The sequence below is a fragment of the Arthrobacter sp. AFG20 genome (genome assembly GCF_002892795.1).
In the GTDB taxonomy this organism is placed as follows: domain Bacteria; phylum Actinomycetota; class Actinomycetes; order Actinomycetales; family Micrococcaceae; genus Arthrobacter.
Genome location: NZ_PJMC01000010.1, coordinates 82,543 through 102,198 on the forward strand (window position 1 = coordinate 82,543; position 19,656 = coordinate 102,198).

Here is a 19,656-nt window from a genome sequence, read left to right on the forward strand (position 1 = left end):
TAACCCGGTCGCCCGGGGGAAGCAAGACTCTACCCTTTTCATCGCCAGGTGCGTGTCCCCCAAATTAAAGGAGGCCGTCTCACAACCCTTGGGGTACGAGACGTCTCACCGAGTGAATAATCGCTTCGACGGCACTGGTCCGCTTTCCGTGGAACGGCGCAAGTTGGACGACAGCCGGCGATTCTCGTGACTATGTCGCATAACCTTCTGGTTGAATCGGTGTATTCATCGTTAGTTATGCGACACATCGGAGCAGCCTGTGGTGAGACTTATCGGTTATGCCCGCGTTTCCACGCGGCAGCAGTCGACCGACCGGTAGCAGGCGGACCTTCTGGCCGTCGGCGTCAGACGCGATGACCTCTATGTGGATCACGGTGTGTCTGGAGCGCGAGCTTCACGGCCGCAATTCGATCGAGCCCTCGACGCGCTGATTGAAGGCGACACCCTGGTCATCACGACGCTGGACCGGCTCGGACGGTCCACCCAGAACATGCTTGCCTTCGCCGACGAACTCCGCGGCCGAGGCGCGGGCCTGCGCGTCCTGAACCTTGGCGGTGGCGACGTGGACACCGCGACACCCATGGGGTCGATGCTGTTCACGATCATGGCCGCTCTCGCCCAAATGGAACACGAGATCAAATGCGAACGCGTTACCGATTCCATCAGCAAACGCAGAGAAGCCGGAAGGGACTTGGCGGCCGGCCTCGCGGGGCTTACAAGCTAGTCGAGTCGCTTATCTTGCCGTAGTTTCGTTATGAGGACTGTGTGTTTTGGTGCCATTCTCAAAGGATGCTCGCATTCTTTTCATGCTTGCCAGCGTGGTGGTCGGCTGCCGCTGGTCGAACCGGGCGGTACAGCCGGGGCGATCGGCCGGTCCGCTGTCCGCAAGGACGTCACCCTGGTCGGGCCCGGGCTGCCATTGTCGAGAATCCAGAAGGTCGGCTAAGGGACGTCACCCTCCCGCCGTCGGCCCTATCCACGCGCTGAAGTTGCCTCCTGTTCCTCCGCCGCCGCTATCGTCGTCCTTGCCACATCTGCGGCAGCGCTTATATAGGCCCCCGTCTTCAGCATGTTCGACATGCCAATCGTGCCGAATGTTCAGCTTGCACAGCAGGGCCTGGATCATGGCAGCCTCCGATTCAAATCGCAGTGCTCTGTACCTCTAATGATGGCCTCGGCACCGCCCAGGGGAAACGGCAATCATGGCCCATAAGCACCAGGAGAAGAAGGAACCAATAAGGCTTAGACCTGCTGCGCCTATCCGGGGACGCTGAAAAAGCTTTTCGGGTTGTCAGCGCCAAGGATGTCGTGGGGGAAGACGATGGCGTCCACCGGCCGAGTGTCCACGAACAGGACAGCGACCGCCCGGGAGTGGACGACGGTGCAGCGGGTGAGGTCTTCCACCCAGGACTGGATCCCGGTGTACTCCTCGACGAACAAACCGTCCCCCAGCAGCCCCCGCTCCTCGAGCAGGTCATAGACATGATTCCAAGCGAAATCCATCAGTTCATGGATCGCCGCCTCAACCGTTGGAGCCGTCATAAGACCATGGTGCTCCCGGGCACTGACAGGATTGCGGAGCCAATCGGTGTGTCCTGCAAGGATGCATGGCCTGCTCAACGGAGATGTTAAAAACCTCACAGACCTCGGCGCTCAACGATCCTTCCGAACCGCACGAAAACCAGCGTGGCAGTCGACGTTTCTACCCCGAAATTCCGGCAATAATCCTCATCAACCCCAACAGGCAGGCAAGATAGCCGCGGATCCCCACTTAGAACGACACCAAGCGGTCACAGAGCGCTGGCAAGGTGCGGACGATGTCCCAACCGGACGGTTCGAAAACCGCCATCTTGAACTGCGATTTGACCGCCATTCGCCGTTAGCAGTCACAGGGTTACTTCCTTCTTTTTTCTCGCCCGGCAAAGGGCTCTCAGCCAGCGTGACCATGCCGTCTAAATACGGGATGCTTCCTCGGTGCCGGGTACGCGGAATTACACGGTGTTCGAGCAGTAACTTGGAGTGCAGGGCCGGGCGGCGAAGGCGCCTGCCGATACCAGGGCGCCTCCCCCCAGCCGCCCCCGGCCCGGCACTCCCACCAGGCCAATGGAACGTCTAATGCACCTCATGTCGCCTAAAATACTGCCATGCCTACACGTGTTCACGAGTTTGTCTGGCCTGATCGCGTCGTCATCGGCACCGTCGGCGTTCCGGGCGCGCGCACGTTCTATCTGCAGGTACGCACAGGGACGCAAATTGTTTCTGTCGCTCTGGAGAAGCAGCAATCCGCTCTGCTCGCCGAGAAAATTGACGAGATTCTCGATCAGCTCATCACCGTCGAAGGCAACCGCTTCAGTGTTCCCACCGGGACTCCCATCGAATTGGTCGACAATGATCCACTCGAGGCAGTTGAGGAGCAGTTTCGAACCGGCGCAATGAGCCTAGGTTGGGATCCGACGACGGCGCATGTGGTCATAGAGGCTTACCCCATCACCGATGTAGCCGCGGGTGACAGCGGCGAATCCCTTGATCAGGACGGCGATGAAGTGCCCGAAATGCTGTTGGTGCGGATGCCGGTAGGCGCCGCTCGCGCATTCGCGAAGCGCACACGTGAGGTAGTAGATGCCGGACGTCCCATATGCACGCTCTGCGGTCACCCCGTAGACGCCGACGGACATATCTGCACTCCTCCCGAGGTCTGATGCCGACGGCGAACGGTCGAGAGTCGTGGGCTGCGCTTTTGCAAATCCTGCGGGAAATTGCGGTGGGCTGATTCAACCACCTGCAGAACCTAGAAACTCGTACGGCGAGATGGCCTACCCAGCGAGCCGGGCGACCGGATTGATTGCTGAAGTTTCAGCAGCGTAAGGGATGTCTTGCGGGCAAACCGAGTCCTTCTCCAAATTCTGCTCTTCTTATGACCCCCGCGTCTGAAGTCGACTTCCGGTGACTGCTCATAAAGCGGGGTTCACAGGGACGCTGGGAGCGCGAAGAATGACTTCTAGCCCATCGTCCTGACGGTCTGGCGCCGACGGCGGGAGGCTATGGGCCATCCCGGAACCGCCTAACGGTTCGCGGCTCGTCCCATCAACGCAGATAAGGAGATCGCCATACCGAGCTCGTCACGTACATCTCCTTCTAGACCACAGGCCGCCGGAGCCCCAGATGGGGTAGCAGTACGGGTAGCGATCATGGGAGCCGCAACTTTTCAGGAGGGATCACAGTGACCATTCCACCACTTCCGGAATCTGAGCCCTTTCCGTCGGAACCGGGGCCGGCCGCCCCTGGCTCGCCGGACCCTTCGTCACCGGAACCTGGGTCTCCGGACCCGACGTCTCCTGATCCCGGTCCTGTTCCTGGCCCATTGCCGGAGCCGGGCCCGCGGCCGGAAGAGCCGGACCCCAGACGCAGGAAACAAGAACATCACGCTGCAGGCCGCCTCTGACAGCCTGCACGTCTGGCCCACGGCGCTGTCCCGGCTGGAACGCGGAATAACCCGCGACGACGACTTCTACCAACGCTACGAAGACTGGGTCAACTCCCCATCCGCCGAAGCCGCTAAGACGCTCCCTGGATTGCGCATCCGGCCCGCTGCTGGCCTGACGCCGTAGACAAACTGCGATGGGCCCGGCCCCGCCGCCCCTGCATTAATGACCGGGGGAGGCTCTGGGGTCAAGGGCGGCCGCAGGCCGTCGCGCAGCGATCGGCAGACCCTTGAGGCCGGAGCAGTCGACCCCGGACACCTGCACGACGCCGGCAGCGCCGAGCCCGTTGACACCAATAGGAGCATCAGTAAAGCCGGTCTTGGGCCTGCCCGGAACCCCACACAGAACCCGCCGCACGGCGCCGGGCCGGAGGCAAGCCCGTAGGGGAAACGCGACCTACGCGGAGGCTTCCTTCGGCTCCCTGGCTTCCTTCGGCGGAAGCGGCTGCGGGTTGAGGAACGCCGCGGTGATCAGCGGCGCCACCAGGGCCACCTGCCACGGCCGGGCACCCAGCCCGCGCAGTTCCTCGGCGATGGCGGCCTCGGTGATGTCCTCGGGCGGCCGCCACGCGACGCGGCGAAGGTAGTCCGGGGTCAGCAGGTTTTCGAGCGGGAGCTTGAGTTCGTCCGCCTTTTCCTGCAGCAGCGGCCTGGCGGTCTGCAGCCTCTCGGCCGCGGGAAGGTCGCGGTCGGCCCAGACCCGCGGCGGCGGCGGGGCGTTAGTGGGCAGGTGGAGCGGGGGAAGGTCTTCGAGCGCCCGGGCCGCAGCGATGCACCGCAGCCAGCGGGGGGCCTCCCGCTGGGCGGCCCGGCCGTGGAATCCCTTGGTGCTGAGCAGTTGCGGTACCGTCGTCGGCATCGCCTTGGCTGCGGCGACGAGGGCAGAGTCGGGGATGAGACGTCCCGGGGCGACATCGCGCTTTTGGGCCAGGGCGTCGCGTTCCAGCCACAGCTCCCGCACCGCGGCCAGCTGGCGGCGGTCCCTGATCTGGTGGAGCCCGGACGTCTTGCGCCAGGGGTCAACCCGGGGTGCTGCGAGCCCGGCGGACAGGATCGCGGCGAACTCTTGCTCGGCGTACTCGAGTTTTCCGTCCGCTTCGAGCAGTTCTATAAGTTCCTCGCGCAGTTCAGTCAGGACTTCGACGTCGAGCGCGGCGTACCGGAGCCATGGTTCCGGCAGGGGCCGGGTTGACCAGTCCGCTGCCGAGTGTTCCTTGGCGAGTCCGAAACCGAGCAGCTGCTCGATCACGGCAGCGAGGCCGACGCGGGGAAGGCCGGCCAGACGTGCTGCAAGTTCAGTGTCGAAAAGCTTGTCCGGCCACATACCCAGCTCGGACAGGCAGGGCAGGTCCTGGCTGGCGGCGTGCAGGATCCATTCGACGCCCTGCAGGGCATCGTTGATGATGCGCAGGTCCCCGAACGGCTCGGGGTCGATCAGCCATGTTCCGGAACCTTCCCGGCGGATTTGGACGAGGAACGCGCGCTGCCCGTAGCGGAAGCCCGAGGCCCGTTCTGCATCAACACCGGCCGGGCCCGTGCCCGCGGCGATTGCGGCGGCGCAGCGTTGCAGCCCCGCCTGGGTTTCGATGACCAAAGGGACGCCGTCGCGGGGCGAATCGAGATCGATGACAACGGGGACCAGGCTGTCAAAGCCCTCCACCGTTATGTGGGGTGTGTTTTCAGCAGCCGGAGCGCCAGCTGTGGTGTTATCCGAATTTTGAGCGGTCATGATGTCCCTAGTTTACCGGCAGCAGGCCCGAGGGACGTTCCGGGCAGGTTTATGCCCCGCCGGGTCTGTTCCGGAACGGGACCCGCGCCGGAACCGGAGCCGGGACTGGAACGGCCCGCGCCGCCGTCGGAAATGACGGCGGCGCGGTGTAAATGCCTCAGCGATCATGCCCCGGAGCCCAGGCGAAAAGGGCCTGGCATAGAGGGTCCAGGCGAAGCAGGCTCAGGCGAGGAGGCCTTCACCGATGAAGCCGCCCTGCTTGGCGCCCGGCGGCACGGCGAAGAGGCCGGAACCCGTGTGCTTGAGGTATTCCAGTGCGAGCACGTCCTCCTTGGCCATGGTCATCTGCATGGGCACGTAGTGCGTCCGCGGGTCCTTGACGAACGCAATGAAGAACAGCCCCGCGTCGAGGTGGCCCAGCCCGTCCGAGCCATCGGTGTAGTTGTAGCCGCGGCGGAGCATCCGCACGCCGTCGTTCTGGTCCGCGTGGGCCAGACGGACGTGGGAGTCCATGGCGATGAGGGGCTCGCCGTCGTTGCCCTTGATGGCGAAGTCGGGGGCGGTGAACTCCTTGCCGCCCGACAGCGGTGCGCCTTCTCCCTTGGTCCGGCCGATCAGGCCTTCCTGTTCGCGAAGCGAGGTGCGGTCCCAGATCTCGATGTGCATCCGGATGCGCCGGGCCACCAGGTAGCTGCCGCCCTCCATCCAAGCTTCGCCTGCATGGGATCCGGCGCCGGCCCACACGTGCTCGTCGAGCAGGGCGGCGTCCTCGGCCTTGAGGTTGTTGGTCCCGTCCTTGAAGCCGAAGAGGTTGCGCGGGGTCTGCTGCGCCCGCGACGTTGACGAGGTGCGGCCGAAGCCCAGCTGGGACCAGCGGACACGGGCCTTGCCGAAGCCGATCCGGGCCAGGTTGCGGATGGCGTGCACGGCCACCTGGGGGTCGTCGGCGCATGCCTGCACCACGATGTCGCCGCCTGTGCGGGCCGGCTCCAGTGCGTCGCCGGGGAAGTGCGGCAGATCGACCAGGGCATCCGGCCGCTTTCCGTCGAGGCCAAAGCGGGCCTTGCCGTCCTTTTCGAACAGCGAGGCGCCGAAGCCAAAGGTGATGGTGAGCCGGCCAGCGTCGAGGTCCAGCGCCTCGCCGGTGTCCTCCGGCGGTGCGTCATACGGGCCGTCGACGGCGCCGGTGGCTCCGGTGGTCCGGCCGGCGGTCATGGCGTCCGCGGCAGCGGTCCAGTCCTTGAGGAGTTGGATGAGCGCCGCACGGTCGTCGGTGCTGACGTCGAAGGCCGCCATGTGCAGGCGGTCCTGGGCCGCCGTGGTGATCCCCGCCTGCCGGTCGCCGAAGAAGGGTATGACGGAATCGTTGGCGGCCGGCGGCGCCGCAGCGGCCGCCAGGGTGTCGTGGCCGAGCAGGCCTGCGGCGATTCCCGCCGCCGCTCCCGCGCCGCCCACGCCGGCCAGTCCCAGAAGTCCGCGCCGGGACAGCCGGCGGTTGGCGCCGTCGGAGGTCTCCGGCGGCGCTCCGGAAGTGTTGGGTTGCGTGTTGGCGGGCGGCTGCTGGTTGCCGCCGAAGGGGCAGCCGCTCACAGCACCACTGCCGCGGTGAGCTTGGACAGCGGCTCGCCGAGGGCGTCCACCAGGGCGCTGAGCCGCTGGATCTCGTCGTTGCCCAGCTCGTTGTAGTAGGCAAAGCCGTCGCCCTGGGCGTGCTTCTTCAGCTCAGCCTGCAGGGCGCTGAACTTGGCGTCGAGGTCCGTGGCCAGCGCGGCGTCCTTCTGCTGCAGGGCGGGCTTGAGGTTCTCGAACGCGATCCGTGCGCCGTCGACGTTGGCCTGGAAGTCCCAGAGATCAGTGTGCGACCAGATTTCCTCCTCGCCGGTGACCTTGCCGCGCGCCACCTCATCCAGCAGTTCCTTGGCGCCGTTGCCGAGCTTGTCCGCGCTCAGCTCCACGGTGCGGGTGCGGGTGCTGAGTTCCTCCGTGTCGGCCACCAGCTGCGTGGCGATTGCAGAGCGCTCAGCTGCGGTCAGCGCCTTGTATCCCGCCGGCGGGAACAGGTCCTTCTCGGCCCGGTGCCAGCCGGTCCACTTCTGTCCCGGTTCGAGGTCCGCCTCACGGGCGTCGAGCCGGGGATCGAGATCCCCGAAGGATTCGGCCACGGGTTCGATCCGTTCCCAGTGCATGCGGGTGGCGGCGTACAGGCTCTTGGCCTTGGCTGCGTCACCTGCGGCGTAGGCCGTGGCGAATTCCTTGGTTCCGGCCACCAGCTGCTCGGTCTGGTCCTTGACGTAGGCCGTGTACTGGGTGACTCCGGTGTCCACGAGCTTCTGGAAATCGGCGTCCACAGTTGCCTGCTTGCCCGAGTCCTGGACGGTGAAGTCCGCGCGGATGCCGTCACCCTTCATCCCCGGCTTGCAGGCGGTGATGTAGTTGCCTGCCGGCGCGGTAAGCACCAGGTTGCGGGTGATGCCCGGGCCGATGTTTTCCACTTCGGCGACGATCCGCAGGCCGTCTTCGGCGAGCACGTAGAACTCGGTGACCTCGGCGCCGTCGTTCTTCACGGCGAAGGTGAGGGTTCCGCTGGGGGCTTCCGCGGCGGAGACCTTGCACTCGGCATCGGTACTGGTCACCTGGATGGGCCCGCCGGTGGCGGACGCGTTGGCGCTGGCGTTTTCGGTGCAGGATGCGAGGGCCAGCGGGAGGACGGCCGTGGCTGCCACGACGGCGAGGCGGGCACCGGCAGTCCGGCGGGTTTTGGGCGAAGAGAAGCCGGGCATGTGAATTCCTTGGGGGGTTTGGGGATGCGGCGGGTGTTGGGGGTGCAGCGGGGTGCGGAGTTCGGTTGGAGACAGGCGTTGCCGGTCAGGAGGCGACGGCGGCAGTTGCGGCAGGGGCTTCCGCCCGCCGCAGCCGCGGGCGGGAGTTGGCGCGGAGGTAGAAGAACATGACAGGGATGGCGTACAGGACCCAGGCGGCTGCTTCCAGCCACGTCGTGGCGGGGGAGAAGTTCAGGGTCCCCTTCAGCAGGGTGCCGTACCAGGACGACGGCGGGACCGCGGCTGAGACGTCGAAGGCAAGGCTGTGCAGCCCCGGCAGGATGCCGGCCTCCTGCAGGTCGTGGACGCCGTAGGCGAGGACGCCGCCGGCGATGACCACCAGGGCGACGCCGGTCCAGGTGAAGAAGCGGGACAGGTTGACCTTCAGGACGCCGCGGTGCAGGAGGTAGCCGAGTCCGGCAGCCACGGCGAGGCCCAGGAGGGCGCCGAACAGAGGGGTTCCGGATTCCCCACTGGCCTGGGCTGCGGCCCACAGGAACAGCGCCGTCTCCAGGCCTTCCCGGCCGACGGCCAGAGCCGCGACAACCACCAGGCCCCAGGCAGCGCCGTCGGCCACGCCGTCGACGCGGGAGCGCAGTTCGCTGCCGAGCGTGCGGGCGGTGCGCGCCATCCAGAAGACCATCCAGGTGACCAATCCGACGGCGATGATGGACAGGCCGCCGCCGATCGCTTCCTGTGCTTCGAAGGTCAGTCCCCGCGGGCCGAAGGTCAGCAGGGCGCCGAAACCGACGGACACGGCGACAGCGATTCCCACGCCCGCCCACAGCCGGGGGAGCAGCGCGCGCCGGCCGCTCTTGGTCAGGTAGGCCATCAACAGGACGATGATGAGCGTCGCCTCGAGGCCCTCCCGGAGCCCGATGAGGAAGTTGGCTGTCATGTAAAGCACCTTCTGCCAGGGGGAGCTCGTCTTAGGCTCACCTAAGCACGGGACTTTACACGGCGAAGGCGATTAGGCAAAAGAATCGTGCCGTAATTGCCGGAGAAATTACTCCATCGGTTTGGGCAGCGCTATATGGGAGTCCTAGTTGCGGCGCCTTCGGGGGAGCGCGGAGACGCCCTCGGGCAGCGGCGGGAGGCCGGCGAAGGTGCACACCATGTCCGACCACGCCTCGAGGTGCGCCTGGACGTCGGCGCCGGCCGGGGTCCACGAGGCGCGCAGTTCAATGTCGATCGAGGCGGGCCGGTCCGCCAGCGTTCCGAAGCTTTCGGACAGCACCCGCGTGGCGGTGCCGCCAGCCGCGCGGTAGGGGGCGTGGTGGGTTTCGAGGGCTTCTACGAGCCATGTCCACGCCACCGAGCCCAGCATCTCATCGTTGCCCATCTCGGCGTCGAGCTGGGCCCGGATGTAGGTGACGATCCGGAATTCGCCATCCCACACCGCGGAGCCGTCGGGGTCGTGCAGCAGGATGAAGCGCCCCGTGGCGAGCTCCTCACCGTCGTCGTCGGCATCACCACCGGCGGAGGCTCCGGCGGCCGCCGAGCGGGCCAGCGCCATGGCCGCCGGCCCGTGAACCGGTGAACGGTCCCGGTCGCTGCCAGCCCTGCCGCTGGGAACGATGACCTCGGCGCCGAGGGCCACAGCGAATGGCGCCAGCCGGGCGGGCGCCGGGATCTCGTCGAGGCGCAGTTCGCTGCGGCAGCGTGCTTTGCGGAGCGTTCCCAGCGCATACAGAAAATTCGCGGGAACCTGGGCAAGTGCGTTCACAATCGCAGGGTACGCAATGGAAACCGCCAATTCCGGCAGGCTCGCCGCCTGCTACGCAATCCCGCGCATGTTACTGCGCCGCCGGCGAGGACCCGTGCCGGGCGAGTTCGTCCCTGATCGCTGCCACGAAGGCATCCACGTCCTCCTCGCTGGTGTCGAAGGAACACATCCAGCGGACCTCGCGGGTGGCTTCATTCCAGTCGTAGAAGCGGAAGGACTCCCGGAGCCTGTCCGCCACCCCAGCGGGCAAAACCGCAAAGACGCCGTTGGACTCAGTTTTCTGGGTGGGCTCCACGCCGTCAATCGCGTCCACCGCGGCGCGCAGCCTCGCGGCCATGGCGTTCGCGTGGCCGGCCGAACGAAGCCACAGATCCCCCTCGAGCAGGGCGATGAACTGCGCGGACATGAACCGCATCTTGGAGGCCAGCTGCATGTTCATCTTCCGCAGGAAGAGCAGCCCCTGGGCGGCATCGGGGTTCAATGCCACCACCACCTCGCCGAACAGCAGCCCATTCTTGGTTCCGCCGAACGACAGGATGTCCACGCCGGCGTCGCGCGTGAAGGCCCGCAGCGGAACGCCCAGGTGCGCCGCGGCGTTGGCCAGGCGCGCCCCGTCCATATGCAGCTTCATGCCTTTGGCGTGGACGTGCTCGGCGATCGCCCGCACTTCATCCACCGTGTAGCAGGTGCCCAGTTCAGTGGTCTGGGTGATGGAGACGGCCAGCGGCTGGGCGCGGTGCTCGTCGCCCCAGCCCCACGCTTCGCGGTCGATGAGCTCCGGCGTCAGCTTGCCGTCCGGCGTGTGCACCTGCAGCAGCTTCATGCCGCCCACGCGCTCCGGGGCGCCGTTCTCATCCATGTTGATGTGGGCCGTGGACGCGCAGACCACCGCACCCCAGCGCGGGAGGAGGGACTGCAGGGACAGCACGTTGGCGCCCGTGCCGTTGAAGACCGGGAAGCATTCGATTCCCGGCCCGAAATGCTCCTCCATCAGATCCTGCAGGCGGGCTGTGTAGGCGTCCTCGCCATAGGAGACCTGGTGCCCCTCGTTGGCGGCGGCCAGCGCGGCCAGCACCTCGGGGTGCACCCCCGAGTAGTTGTCCGAGGCAAAGCCGCGCACCGACGCGTCGTGCAGCCTGGACATGGTGCCGCTGCCGGCAGTTTCAACCGTTGTTGTCATCTCTTTGGTCACGCTTTCAGTCTAGGTAGTTGCGGCGCTCTGCGTACTCGCAGCGGCGACGGGCACCGGGGCCAGCAGCAGCCGCTGCCCGTTCAGTTCCGCGGCCGGCCGGCTGAAGAGTTCGACGGCGGCCGCAGCCAGCTGCTCGACGTCCGTGTAGCCGGGAAACTTCCGTTCGGGCTGACTGCTGCGCATTCTGGCGTCCACCAGCGCCTTCACCACGAAAACGACGGCGGCACCGTGCTGGCCGCCGTGCCCTTGGGCGTCCTGGCGGAAGCCCTCGGCCACTGCCATGGTCCACGCTTCAGCGGCGGCCTTGGCCGCCACGTAGCTGGCGACGCCGGCGGCGGGACTGCCCACCGCCGTCGAGGACACCATGGCAAAACGCCCGCAGGGCGAGGCGGCGAGGTCGTCGTAGAAGGCTCGGGTGACGTTCCGGAGCGTCGTGACGGCGCTGCGTTCCAGGAAATCCCAGTCCTCATCGGTCTGGTCCGTGATGCCCTGCGCGCCGCGCCAGCCGCCCACCAGATGGATGACGCCGTCGATCTTTCCGGCAGTGCGCGCGAGCTCTTGCTGCAGTTCCCGCACTGCCGCGTGGTCGGCGAGGTCGCACACCAACGGCGTGGCGCCCCCGGCGGTTTCTGCGGCCTCCTCGATGCGTGCCTTGTCCGATCCCACCGTGAAGACGGCAAATCCGGCCTGCAGCAGTGCACGGGCGGCCGCGATTCCCGACGGTCCGCTGCCGCCCGTGACCAGCACGCGCAGTGGCTTGCCGCCGCTCACACTGCCGTCGTCCAGGTTGGCGCTGCTCATGATGCGGTCGCTCATGCGGCTGTTGCGGCCGGGCCGGTCGCCTGCTGGGCAGGGTACGGCGTCTGGGCAGGGTCCGAGGAGCCGGTGATCCCTGCGGTGGATTCGATGACGGGGCGCATCTTCTTTTCCAGGGCCTCGTAGAACATGGACAGCGGGAATTCGTCATCCAAGACCTGGTCGGTGAGGCCCCGCGGCGGCCCGTCGAGGGGGAGGGCGCCTGCTCCCTTCGCCCACACTGATGCCGGGTTCGGTGTGACGGTGCCCGAGATCAGCTCATAGGCCGCCAGCCAGTGGGCGGTCTTGGGCCGGTCGATGGAGCGCCAGTAGAGCTCCTCGATCCGGGCACCCAGCTCCACCACGACGCCGGCGACATGTTCCCAGTCGATGGTCAGCCGGCTGTCGGTCCAGTGGAGGACGCGGTGCTGGTGCAGCCACGCGAAGAGCAGCTGGCCGCCGAGCCCGTCGTAGTTGCGCACCCGGCTGCCGGTGATGGCAAACCGGAAGATGCGGTCGAAAATGACGGCGTACTGCACGAGTTTGGCATGCCGGCGTGCTTCCGGATCCGCTGCTTCGTCCTTTTCGATCTTCACGGATTCCCGGAAGGCCGTCAGGTCGCAGCGCAGCTCCTCGAGGGAGTACAGGAAGAACGGCATTCGCTGTTTGATCATGAAGGGATCGAACGGCAGGTCCCCGCGCATGTGGGTGCGGTCATGGATCAGGTCCCACATGACGAAGGTCTTTTCGGTAAGTTCCTGGTCCTCAAGGAGTTCAGCGGCTCCCGCCGGCAGCTCCAGCGAAGTGATGTCGGCCGCGGCCCGGAGGACGCGACGGAAGCGTGCTGCCTCACGGTCTGCGAAAATGGCGCCCCAGGTGAACCGGGGCGTCGCGCGCACTCCCACCGTTTCGGGGAACAGCACGGCAGAGTTGGTGTCGTACCCGGGAGTGAAGTCAATGAACCGGATGGGCACGAACTGCCGGTTCGAGTAGTCGCACTGTTCCAGGCCTGCAATGAAGTCGGGCCACACGACGTCGATGAGGACGGCCTCCACGAGCCGGCTGCTGCTGCCGTTCTGCGTGTACATGGGGAAAACCACCAGGTGCTGCAGGCCGTTCTCGCGGTCCGCCTGCGGCTGGAACGCGAGCAGGGAGTCCAGGAAGTCCGGTACGCCAAACCCTTCCTCGGCCCATCGGCCAAAGTCTCGGCACAGCAGGTCCAGGTAGAGGGCGTCATGGGGGAACGCCGGTGCCAGCGCCTCGATGGCGCTGACAAGGGCGTCGACGTGGCCGAGCGCTGCAGCATGGCTGCCCTGGTCGGGGATGGAGCCGTCCTGTACCTGCAGCACCCGCAGGGCAATGGCCGCGGCCTTGAGGCGCTGCCATTCCGGGTGTTCTGCGGTGATTCGGGCTGGTGCTGTGTGTACGGTTACGGTCATCGCTGGCCTCGCCTTTCGGGTTTCTGAGCTTCAACGCCGAGCGTAGCAAGCGGACAGGTTTCCTAATCGGTCAAAGGCGTGAGCATAAGAAACTGTAGGGCTCGTGACCGTCCGAAGAGCCGCTAGGCGCAGCGCCCGGCAGTCTCAGGCCCCGGTGTCGTCGGCGGCCGGAACCAGCTTGAGTGAAATGGAGTTGATACAGTAACGCTGGTCCGTCGGGGTCCCGTAGCCCTCGCCCTCGAAGACGTGTCCGAGGTGCGAATCGCAGTTGGCGCACCGGACCTCGACGCGTTCCATGCCCAGGGTCCGGTCGTGGATGTACCGCACCCGATCTTCGGCGAGGGGCGCCCAGAATGACGGCCAGCCGCAGTGCGAATCGAACTTCTCCTTGCTGGTGAAGAGCTCGGTCCCGCACGCGCGGCAGTTGTAGGCGCCGGCGGTGTGGGTGTCCCAGTATTCGCCGGTGTAAGGGCGTTCCGTGCCGGCCTGGCGCAGCACGTGGTATTCCTCCGGCGTCAGTTCGCGGCGCCAGTCGTCGTCGGACCGGCCGGCGGCAGGAGTAGCGGCGGTGTTGGTGAGGTCGGATTTCTCAGGAGTGCTCATAACCGGACCAACGCTCAGGAGTCCCCGATAAATCCCGAGCCCGCGTATAGATGCAGCACCGGGAGGCCCAGCTTGTCCTGTGCCCTGTTGGCCCAGTCGGTATGGAAGGTGTCTGACACCGCATGCGGCCTCGTGATGACGACGGCCTGGGCGGCGCCAAGCTCCTTGACCTTGGCCACGAGGCCGTTGACGGCGCCGCCGTCCACCACCTCGCCTGCAACGCCGCCGCCGATGCCTTCCAAGGCGCTGACCGAGGTGGCCAGCGTGGCGTCTGCCGCTGCCCGTTCTTCCGTGGGGTCCGGGGCATGGGCCGTCAGCTCGCGGAAGGCCTTGGCAATGTCCAGCATCGAAAGGTTCTCGAGGAAGTCCACCAGCAGATGCCGTTCAGTATTGGCCGGCACCAGCACAACCAGGGGCGCGTCACCTCCGTCCACCAGGCGTTCGATGTTTACGCGGTCGTCCGCACCCAGCGGCTCTTCAGTCAGAATGACGATTGGATCGCTCATGGCATCAGCCTAGTCCCGCCCGCCAGTGCCCGCATGCATTTGGACTGCAGGCATTTGGCCAGCATCCATTTGGCCGCGAATGTGCCGGACGGGGCCGGATCGGCCAAGATGGGAGGCATGGATTCCGCGCAGGCTGCTTTGACTATCCCAGCTACTACCCAGGGCAACGCGATGACTCTGAGGGCGAAGTGGACCCTCGGGGGAGTCATAGCCGGCGGCACGGCCGCTGCCCTGCTTGGTGCCGGGTCGTCCGCCCTGGCGCTCTACTTCGCCCGCCGCGTCCTGACCCCCACCCGCGTGCGGGCGGCAGACCAGGAAGTCCTGGCGGTCATCCGGGAGGGCAGGCAACTGCAGGTCATCCTCGCGGCCACGTCGGAGACAACACATGACGGAACGTACAGCCTCTTCTTCGACGCCGGTGCCGGGCATGCCCGCATCGGCAGGATCGTGTCCTATTCCCCCGCCGAGCGCACGGTGCTGCGCGAGGTGGAAGCGGTCTACAGCGGCAACCTGGAAACTGCAGGGCGCGCCTGGTGGGGAGGTGCCACGTACCAGCATCCCTCCGATGTCGGTCTGGCGTCCGAAGACGTCGACATTGAGGTTGAGGGCGGAAGTGCCCCTGGCTGGCTGATCCCGGGCGATGCCGGCGCCGAGACCTGGGCCGTTATGGTCCACGGGCGCGGGGCAACCCGGCAGGAGTGCCTCCGTGGGGCGCGGGTGGCCCACGAACTCGGACTGCCCAATCTCCTGGTTTCCTACCGGAACGACGGCCTGGCGCCGGCAGCATTCGATGGCCGGTACGGGCTGGGTTCCACGGAGTGGCGGGACATCGACGCCGCCATCGCCTTCGCCCTTGCCCGCGGTGCCCGGGACGTTGTGCTTTTCGGCTGGTCCATGGGAGGGGCCATCTGCCTGCAGACGGCGGACCTCTCGCAGCACCGGCATGTCATCCGGGCCATGGTCCTGGATGCGCCGGTCATCGACTGGGTCAATGTGCTGGCCCACCACGCGGAGCTGAACCGGATCCCGTCGGCCGTTGGCCGGTACGGCCAGCTGATGATGGGGCACAAGGTGGGCCGCAGGCTCACCGGGCTCGCTGCGCCCGTGGACCTGAAATCAATGGACTGGGTGTCACGTGCCGTTGAACTCAGGACGCCGACGCTCATCATCCACAGCCTGGACGACGAATATGTTCCTTACCAGCCCTCGGCCCTGCTCGCCGAAAAGAACCCGGAAATGGTCACGTTCGAGCCGTTCGAGGGGGCGCGGCATGCCAAGGAATGGAACGCAGATCCGGTCCGCTGGGAAGCGCTGGTCCGGGCGTGGCTGCAGCAGCAGCTGGCGCCGCGCCGCAATCCCGGCCAGCCGGAACCTGTTCAGCCTGCCTGAGAGCCTGTTCCGATCGCGGCGGTGACGGCCTTGGTGAGGCGCACAAGCTCGCGGGGATCCAGTTCGATGTCCAGGCCGCGCCGGCCGCCGGACACCAGGATCGTGTCCAAGGTGAGGGCGGTTTCGTCGATGACCGTGGGGGAGGGCTGCCGCTGTCCCAGGGGCGAAATTCCGCCCAGGACGTAGCCGGTGCGCCGTTCAGCCGCGGCCGGGTCCGCCATGGCGGCCTTCTTGCTGCCCAGCGCCGCAGCTATCGCTTTGAGGTCCAGGCTTCCGCTGACAGGCACGACGCCGACCGCCAGTTTGCCGTCGACCTCCACCATGAGCGTCTTGAAGACCCTTGCCGGATCGATCCCCAGGACCTCGGCTGCCTCCATGCCGTAACTTGCCGTGGACGGATCATGGCGGTACGGGTGCAGGTTAAAGGAAACGCCTGCCGCAGCCAGTACGGCTGTGGCAGGCGTTCCCTGCGACGTGTTCTTGCGCGCCATCCGGGGTCCGGTTCCTAGGCGTGGAGCCGGGCCGCGGCGGCCACCTTGCGCTTGATGCGCCCGAGCATCGCGGTCATGCCCCGCATGCGCAGCGGCGTGATGGCGCGGGTCAGGCCGAGCAGCTCCGGCATGTCGTCGGGAACAGCCAGGATTTCCTCCGCGGTGAGGCCGTCCAGTCCTTCATGGAGCACACCGGCGAAACCACGGGTGGTGGGGGCCTCCGGCGGTGCCTTGAAGAACAGCCGGAAGGCGGGGGACCCGCCGTCGTTCTTTTCCGTCTCAATGGTGAGGAAAAGCGGCGACTGGCATTCCACCACTTGCTCCAGAAGCTCAGGGTGGTCGTTCAGGCGCTCCGGAAGATCCGGCAGGCCGCGGGAAAACTCCAGCAGGAGCTGCAGCCGCTCCGGCTCGCTCAGTGCCTGGAAGTCGTCGACAATCTCCGCCAGGGCGGTGGGAAGTGCTTGAGTACTCATCACTTCCAGCTTACGCAGGTTGTCCCCGTCCGCCGCTTTTTTACGGACGATTTACCTCGCGGCAACTGCCGGGACTGAGCCGCGTTCCGCGCCCTTGGCAATCGGGACGCGCACGGCGTTGCCCCACTCCGTCCAGGAACCGTCGTAGTTGCGGACGGTTTCGAAGCCGAGGAGGAACTTGAGTGCAAACCAGGTGTGGCTGGAGCGTTCGCCAATGCGGCAGTAGGCCACGACGTCGTCGCCCTCGGTGAGTCCGGCCTCGCCGAGGTACAGCGCCTCGAGCTCGGCGCGGCTGCGGTAGGTGCCGTCTTCTGCTGCTGCCCGTGCCCACGGAATCGACGCGGCGGTGGGAATGTGGCCGCCGCGAAGCGCGCCTTCCTCGGGGTAGGCGGGCATGTGGGTGCGCTGGCCCGTGTATTCCTCGGGTGAACGGACGTCGATCAGCGGCTTGCCAAGGTGGGCGAGTACGTCTTCCTTGAAAGCGCGGATGGGGGCGTCGTTGCGCTCCACCACGGGGTAGTCCGCCACGGCCGGCGAGGGAATGTCGGTGGTCAGTGCACGGCCTTCGGCGATCCACTTGTCGCGGCCGCCGTCGAGCAGCCGGACATCCTCGTGGCCGAACAGGCTGAAGACCCAGAGGGCGTAGGCGGCCCACCAGTTGGACTTGTCGCCGTAGATGACAACGGTGGCGTCGCGGGAAATGCCCTTCGCAGCGGCCAGGGCGGCGAACGCCTTGCCCTCCACGTAGTCACGGGTCACTTCGTCGTTCAGGTCGGTGTGCCAGTCGATCTTGACCGCGCCGGGAATGTGGCCGGTTTCGTAGAGCAGGACGTCTTCATCGGACTCCACCACGACCAGCTTGCCGTCGTTAAGGGCGCCGGCGTCGATGGCCGCGGCCAGCCACTCGGTGGAAACGAGCCGCTCCGGGTGCGCGTAGGCGGCGAACTTCTCGTTCTGTTCAACGGGGTAGGACATGCGTATGGCCTTTCACTGAAACGGTCAGGTCAGACCGCCGGGGGACGGCGGGTCACTGCTCCAACACTAGCCACGGGCCGGTACGAATGCTCCTGTGTGTTAACAGGACGACATGTGTGTGCTTGCTCACGGCGTCGCCGGCAGCAAGGCGTTGCCCGCAGGGCGGACGGCCAATGCCGGTATCCTTGCTGGGGACAAATCACCAGCAGAATGGACCACCTTGGTACAGATCGAAAAGCTCGCCACCCGTACGCCGGCGGTGTCGGTGGATGAGCTCCTCAAAGGTTTCTACCCATCGCCCAGGTTCGGGCAGGTGTCCTTTGCAAGTTACCGGCCCGATCCGAAGCAGCCGAGCCAGGCGCAGGCAGTGAATGCGCTGGAGGCATTTGCCGGAGGCGTCGGTGCCGGGAACGGCGGGGGGCTGTTCAAGAAGCTCTTTGGCAAGAAGGACACGACCCGCGCCGGCATTTACCTCGACGGCGGATTCGGCGTCGGGAAAACCCACCTGCTGGCATCACTCTGGCACGCTGCCCCCGGGCCCAAGGCCTTTGGCACCTTTGTGGAATACACCAACCTGGTGGGTGCCCTGTCCTTCCGGAAGACCGTCGACGCACTGAGCTCCTACAAGCTTGTGTGCATCGACGAGTTTGAACTGGACGATCCGGGCGACACGGTCCTGATGTCCCGCCTCATGCGGGAACTGGCCGACGCCGGCGTGAAGCTCGCGGCCACCTCCAACACCCTGCCCGGTTCGCTGGGCGACGGCCGCTTCGCCGCCGTGGATTTCCAGCGTGAGATCCAGGTCCTGGCGGACCAGTTCGATGTCATCCGGGTCGACGGCGAGGACTTCCGCCACCGCGGCCTGCCGGCCGCGCCGGCACCGCTGCGGAACAGCGAACTCCACGCCCACATGAAAGCGGAGTTCGACGGCAAGACCGTAGCCGAGGATGACTTCGGCACCCTCATCTCACACCTCGCGGGCGTCCATCCGAGCCGCTACCGCAAGCTGCTTGACGGTGTGGACGGCGTCGTCTGGCGGGACGTGGAAACCATCACCGAACAGGCAGTGGCGCTGAGGTTTGTGGTGCTCGCCGACCGGCTATACGACAAGGACGTTCCGATCCTGGCCAGCGGCGTGCCGTTCGACAAGCTGTTCACCGAGGAAATGATGAACGGTGGCTATATGAAGAAGTACTTCAGGGCGGTCTCGCGGCTTACAGCGCTGGCCCGGGAGGGCCAGAACCACGAGCCCTCGTAGAAACGGGCTCTGTTAGACAGGCAAGTCTTCTTTCGGGAACGCGAAAGGTGCCGGCGCCGCCTCTCGGCGGGACCGGCACCTTTTTGACGTTTAGGGGCGAAGCCCGGTAAGTCCTGGCTACGGAGCCTTCTCAGCCGGCGGCACGTTGTCCGCCGGTCCCTGGGCAGGCCTCTCGTTGGCTTTGTCAACGAGAGTGGAAGCGCCAGTCTGGACCTTATCGACCTGGCTGGTGTATTTGCCGCCCGTCTTGGAGTCGACAAAATCACCTGCTTTGGTGATGCCGTCCTTGATGGACTGCTCGTTGCCGCGGATCAGACCCTGAGCTTTGCCCTTTAGATCGTCAAGTAAACCCACGAGCACCTCCCTTCAATCGCGGAGCCAGTTCGCTCCTCCGCATTCGATCCTAGCGCCGAAGGCCGTGCCTGCCAAGGCGTTCTTGACAGAATTTGTCAAACGGCATGAGGGCAAGAAAAAAGCAGCTCCGGAGAGCTGCTCTGTTTCGTGGGCGATACTGGGATCGAACCAGTGACCTCTTCCGTGTCAGGGAAGCGCGCTACCGCTGCGCCAATCGCCCGGAGCCGGTGGACACCGGCGGTATTCCTGGGTTCGGATCCTATGGATCAAGAGAGCGGACGACGAGATTCGAACTCGCGACATCCACCTTGGCAAGGTGGTGCTCTACCAGCTGAGCTACGTCCGCATTTCGGAGCCGTGATTCCTTGCCGTATTTGGCAGTTCGTCGCGTTCCAACGAGTAAGAACTCTATAGGAGGTTCCTGGA

Annotated in this window: 19 protein-coding genes and 2 tRNA genes; 4 read left to right on the plus strand and 17 right to left on the minus strand. The window is 66.0% G+C overall.

The window, feature by feature from the left end; all coding sequences use genetic code 11:
- Positions 1-376 precede the first annotated feature (376 nt).
- Positions 377-724 carry a recombinase family protein gene (locus tag CXZ05_RS13260; RefSeq protein WP_374754659.1) on the plus strand — a complete coding sequence of 116 codons (348 nt, stop codon included), beginning with the start codon at positions 377-379 and terminating at the stop codon, positions 722-724.
- A 533-nt stretch (positions 725-1,257) separates the two neighbouring features.
- On the opposite strand, the gene CXZ05_RS13265 is transcribed toward CXZ05_RS13260, so the two are convergent.
- Complete coding sequence (locus CXZ05_RS13265) at positions 1,258-1,542, minus strand: hypothetical protein (RefSeq protein ID WP_102973065.1); 285 nt, start codon at positions 1,540-1,542, stop codon at positions 1,258-1,260.
- A gap of 602 nt (positions 1,543-2,144) precedes the next feature.
- On the opposite strand from CXZ05_RS13265, the gene CXZ05_RS13270 reads away from it, so the two are divergent.
- Positions 2,145-2,699 carry a DUF3090 domain-containing protein gene (locus CXZ05_RS13270; RefSeq protein WP_102973066.1) on the plus strand — a complete coding sequence of 185 codons (555 nt, stop codon included), beginning with the start codon at positions 2,145-2,147 and terminating at the stop codon, positions 2,697-2,699.
- A 1,179-nt stretch (positions 2,700-3,878) separates the two neighbouring features.
- On the opposite strand, the gene CXZ05_RS13280 is transcribed toward CXZ05_RS13270, so the two are convergent.
- From CXZ05_RS13280 to CXZ05_RS13325, 10 genes are all read right to left on the minus strand, one after another.
- Positions 3,879-5,210: an HRDC domain-containing protein gene (locus CXZ05_RS13280; protein ID WP_102973067.1), complete on the minus strand. Its 1,332-nt coding sequence runs from the start codon at positions 5,208-5,210 to the stop codon at positions 3,879-3,881.
- A gap of 222 nt (positions 5,211-5,432) precedes the next feature.
- A complete protein-coding gene (efeB, locus tag CXZ05_RS13285; protein WP_102973068.1) occupies positions 5,433-6,800 on the minus strand; it encodes an iron uptake transporter deferrochelatase/peroxidase subunit in 1,368 nt (455 codons plus the stop codon).
- On the minus strand, positions 6,797-7,990 hold the full coding sequence (gene efeO / locus CXZ05_RS13290; protein ID WP_102973069.1) for an iron uptake system protein EfeO: 1,194 nt from the start codon (positions 7,988-7,990) through the stop codon (positions 6,797-6,799). Before efeO ends, efeB begins: the two co-directional genes overlap by 4 nt.
- Positions 7,991-8,075: 85 nt before the next feature.
- A complete protein-coding gene (gene efeU / locus CXZ05_RS13295) occupies positions 8,076-8,927 on the minus strand; it encodes an iron uptake transporter permease EfeU (protein WP_102973070.1) in 852 nt (283 codons plus the stop codon).
- A 144-nt stretch (positions 8,928-9,071) separates the two neighbouring features.
- Positions 9,072-9,758: a DUF3000 domain-containing protein gene (locus CXZ05_RS13300; protein WP_102973115.1), complete on the minus strand. Its 687-nt coding sequence runs from the start codon at positions 9,756-9,758 to the stop codon at positions 9,072-9,074.
- A gap of 67 nt (positions 9,759-9,825) precedes the next feature.
- Complete coding sequence (locus tag CXZ05_RS13305; RefSeq protein WP_102973116.1) at positions 9,826-10,935, minus strand: low specificity L-threonine aldolase; 1,110 nt, start codon at positions 10,933-10,935, stop codon at positions 9,826-9,828.
- A 21-nt stretch (positions 10,936-10,956) separates the two neighbouring features.
- Positions 10,957-11,748 (minus strand): SDR family oxidoreductase, encoded by a 792-nt coding sequence (locus CXZ05_RS13310; protein WP_102973117.1) that lies wholly within the window; start codon positions 11,746-11,748, stop codon positions 10,957-10,959.
- An 11-nt stretch (positions 11,749-11,759) separates the two neighbouring features.
- Entirely contained in the window at positions 11,760-13,181 is a 1,422-nt protein-coding gene (locus CXZ05_RS13315; protein ID WP_102973071.1) for a DUF6421 family protein, read from the minus strand.
- A gap of 144 nt (positions 13,182-13,325) precedes the next feature.
- The gene (gene msrB, locus CXZ05_RS13320) at positions 13,326-13,784 is read right to left on the minus strand and encodes a peptide-methionine (R)-S-oxide reductase MsrB (RefSeq protein ID WP_102973072.1); all 459 of its coding nucleotides are present in this window, start codon (positions 13,782-13,784) and stop codon (positions 13,326-13,328) included.
- A 14-nt stretch (positions 13,785-13,798) separates the two neighbouring features.
- The gene (locus CXZ05_RS13325; RefSeq protein ID WP_102973073.1) at positions 13,799-14,290 is read right to left on the minus strand and encodes a hypothetical protein; all 492 of its coding nucleotides are present in this window, start codon (positions 14,288-14,290) and stop codon (positions 13,799-13,801) included.
- 171 nt (positions 14,291-14,461) lie between these two features.
- Here CXZ05_RS13325 and CXZ05_RS13330 point away from each other — a divergent pair, with 171 nt between their 5' ends.
- The gene (locus tag CXZ05_RS13330; RefSeq protein WP_258006581.1) at positions 14,462-15,679 is read left to right on the plus strand and encodes a S9 family peptidase; all 1,218 of its coding nucleotides are present in this window, start codon (positions 14,462-14,464) and stop codon (positions 15,677-15,679) included.
- Here CXZ05_RS13330 and ybaK read toward each other — a convergent pair.
- The 3 genes from ybaK to CXZ05_RS13345 are packed head-to-tail and all read right to left on the minus strand — an operon-like array spanning position 15,667 to position 17,618.
- Positions 15,667-16,170 (minus strand): Cys-tRNA(Pro) deacylase, encoded by a 504-nt coding sequence (ybaK, locus tag CXZ05_RS13335; protein ID WP_102973074.1) that lies wholly within the window; start codon positions 16,168-16,170, stop codon positions 15,667-15,669. The genes CXZ05_RS13330 and ybaK overlap by 13 nt on opposite strands.
- A 14-nt stretch (positions 16,171-16,184) precedes the next feature.
- Positions 16,185-16,643 (minus strand): SufE family protein, encoded by a 459-nt coding sequence (locus CXZ05_RS13340; protein ID WP_180987382.1) that lies wholly within the window; start codon positions 16,641-16,643, stop codon positions 16,185-16,187.
- A 51-nt stretch (positions 16,644-16,694) separates the two neighbouring features.
- The gene (locus CXZ05_RS13345) at positions 16,695-17,618 is read right to left on the minus strand and encodes a sulfurtransferase (RefSeq protein ID WP_102973076.1); all 924 of its coding nucleotides are present in this window, start codon (positions 17,616-17,618) and stop codon (positions 16,695-16,697) included.
- Between the two features lie 220 nt (positions 17,619-17,838).
- Here CXZ05_RS13345 and zapE point away from each other — a divergent pair, with 220 nt between their 5' ends.
- Positions 17,839-18,876: a cell division protein ZapE gene (gene zapE / locus CXZ05_RS13350; protein WP_102973119.1), complete on the plus strand. Its 1,038-nt coding sequence runs from the start codon at positions 17,839-17,841 to the stop codon at positions 18,874-18,876.
- Between the two features lie 117 nt (positions 18,877-18,993).
- On the opposite strand, the gene CXZ05_RS13355 is transcribed toward zapE, so the two are convergent.
- The 3 genes from CXZ05_RS13355 to CXZ05_RS13365 all read right to left on the minus strand — a co-directional run bounded on the left by CXZ05_RS13355 (position 18,994) and on the right by CXZ05_RS13365 (position 19,576).
- On the minus strand, positions 18,994-19,230 hold the full coding sequence (locus tag CXZ05_RS13355; RefSeq protein WP_102973120.1) for an antitoxin: 237 nt from the start codon (positions 19,228-19,230) through the stop codon (positions 18,994-18,996).
- 148 nt (positions 19,231-19,378) lie between these two features.
- A tRNA-Val gene (locus tag CXZ05_RS13360) sits at positions 19,379-19,450 on the minus strand.
- Positions 19,451-19,503: 53 nt separating this feature from the next.
- A tRNA-Gly gene (locus CXZ05_RS13365) sits at positions 19,504-19,576 on the minus strand.
- Positions 19,577-19,656: the final 80 nt, after the last annotated feature.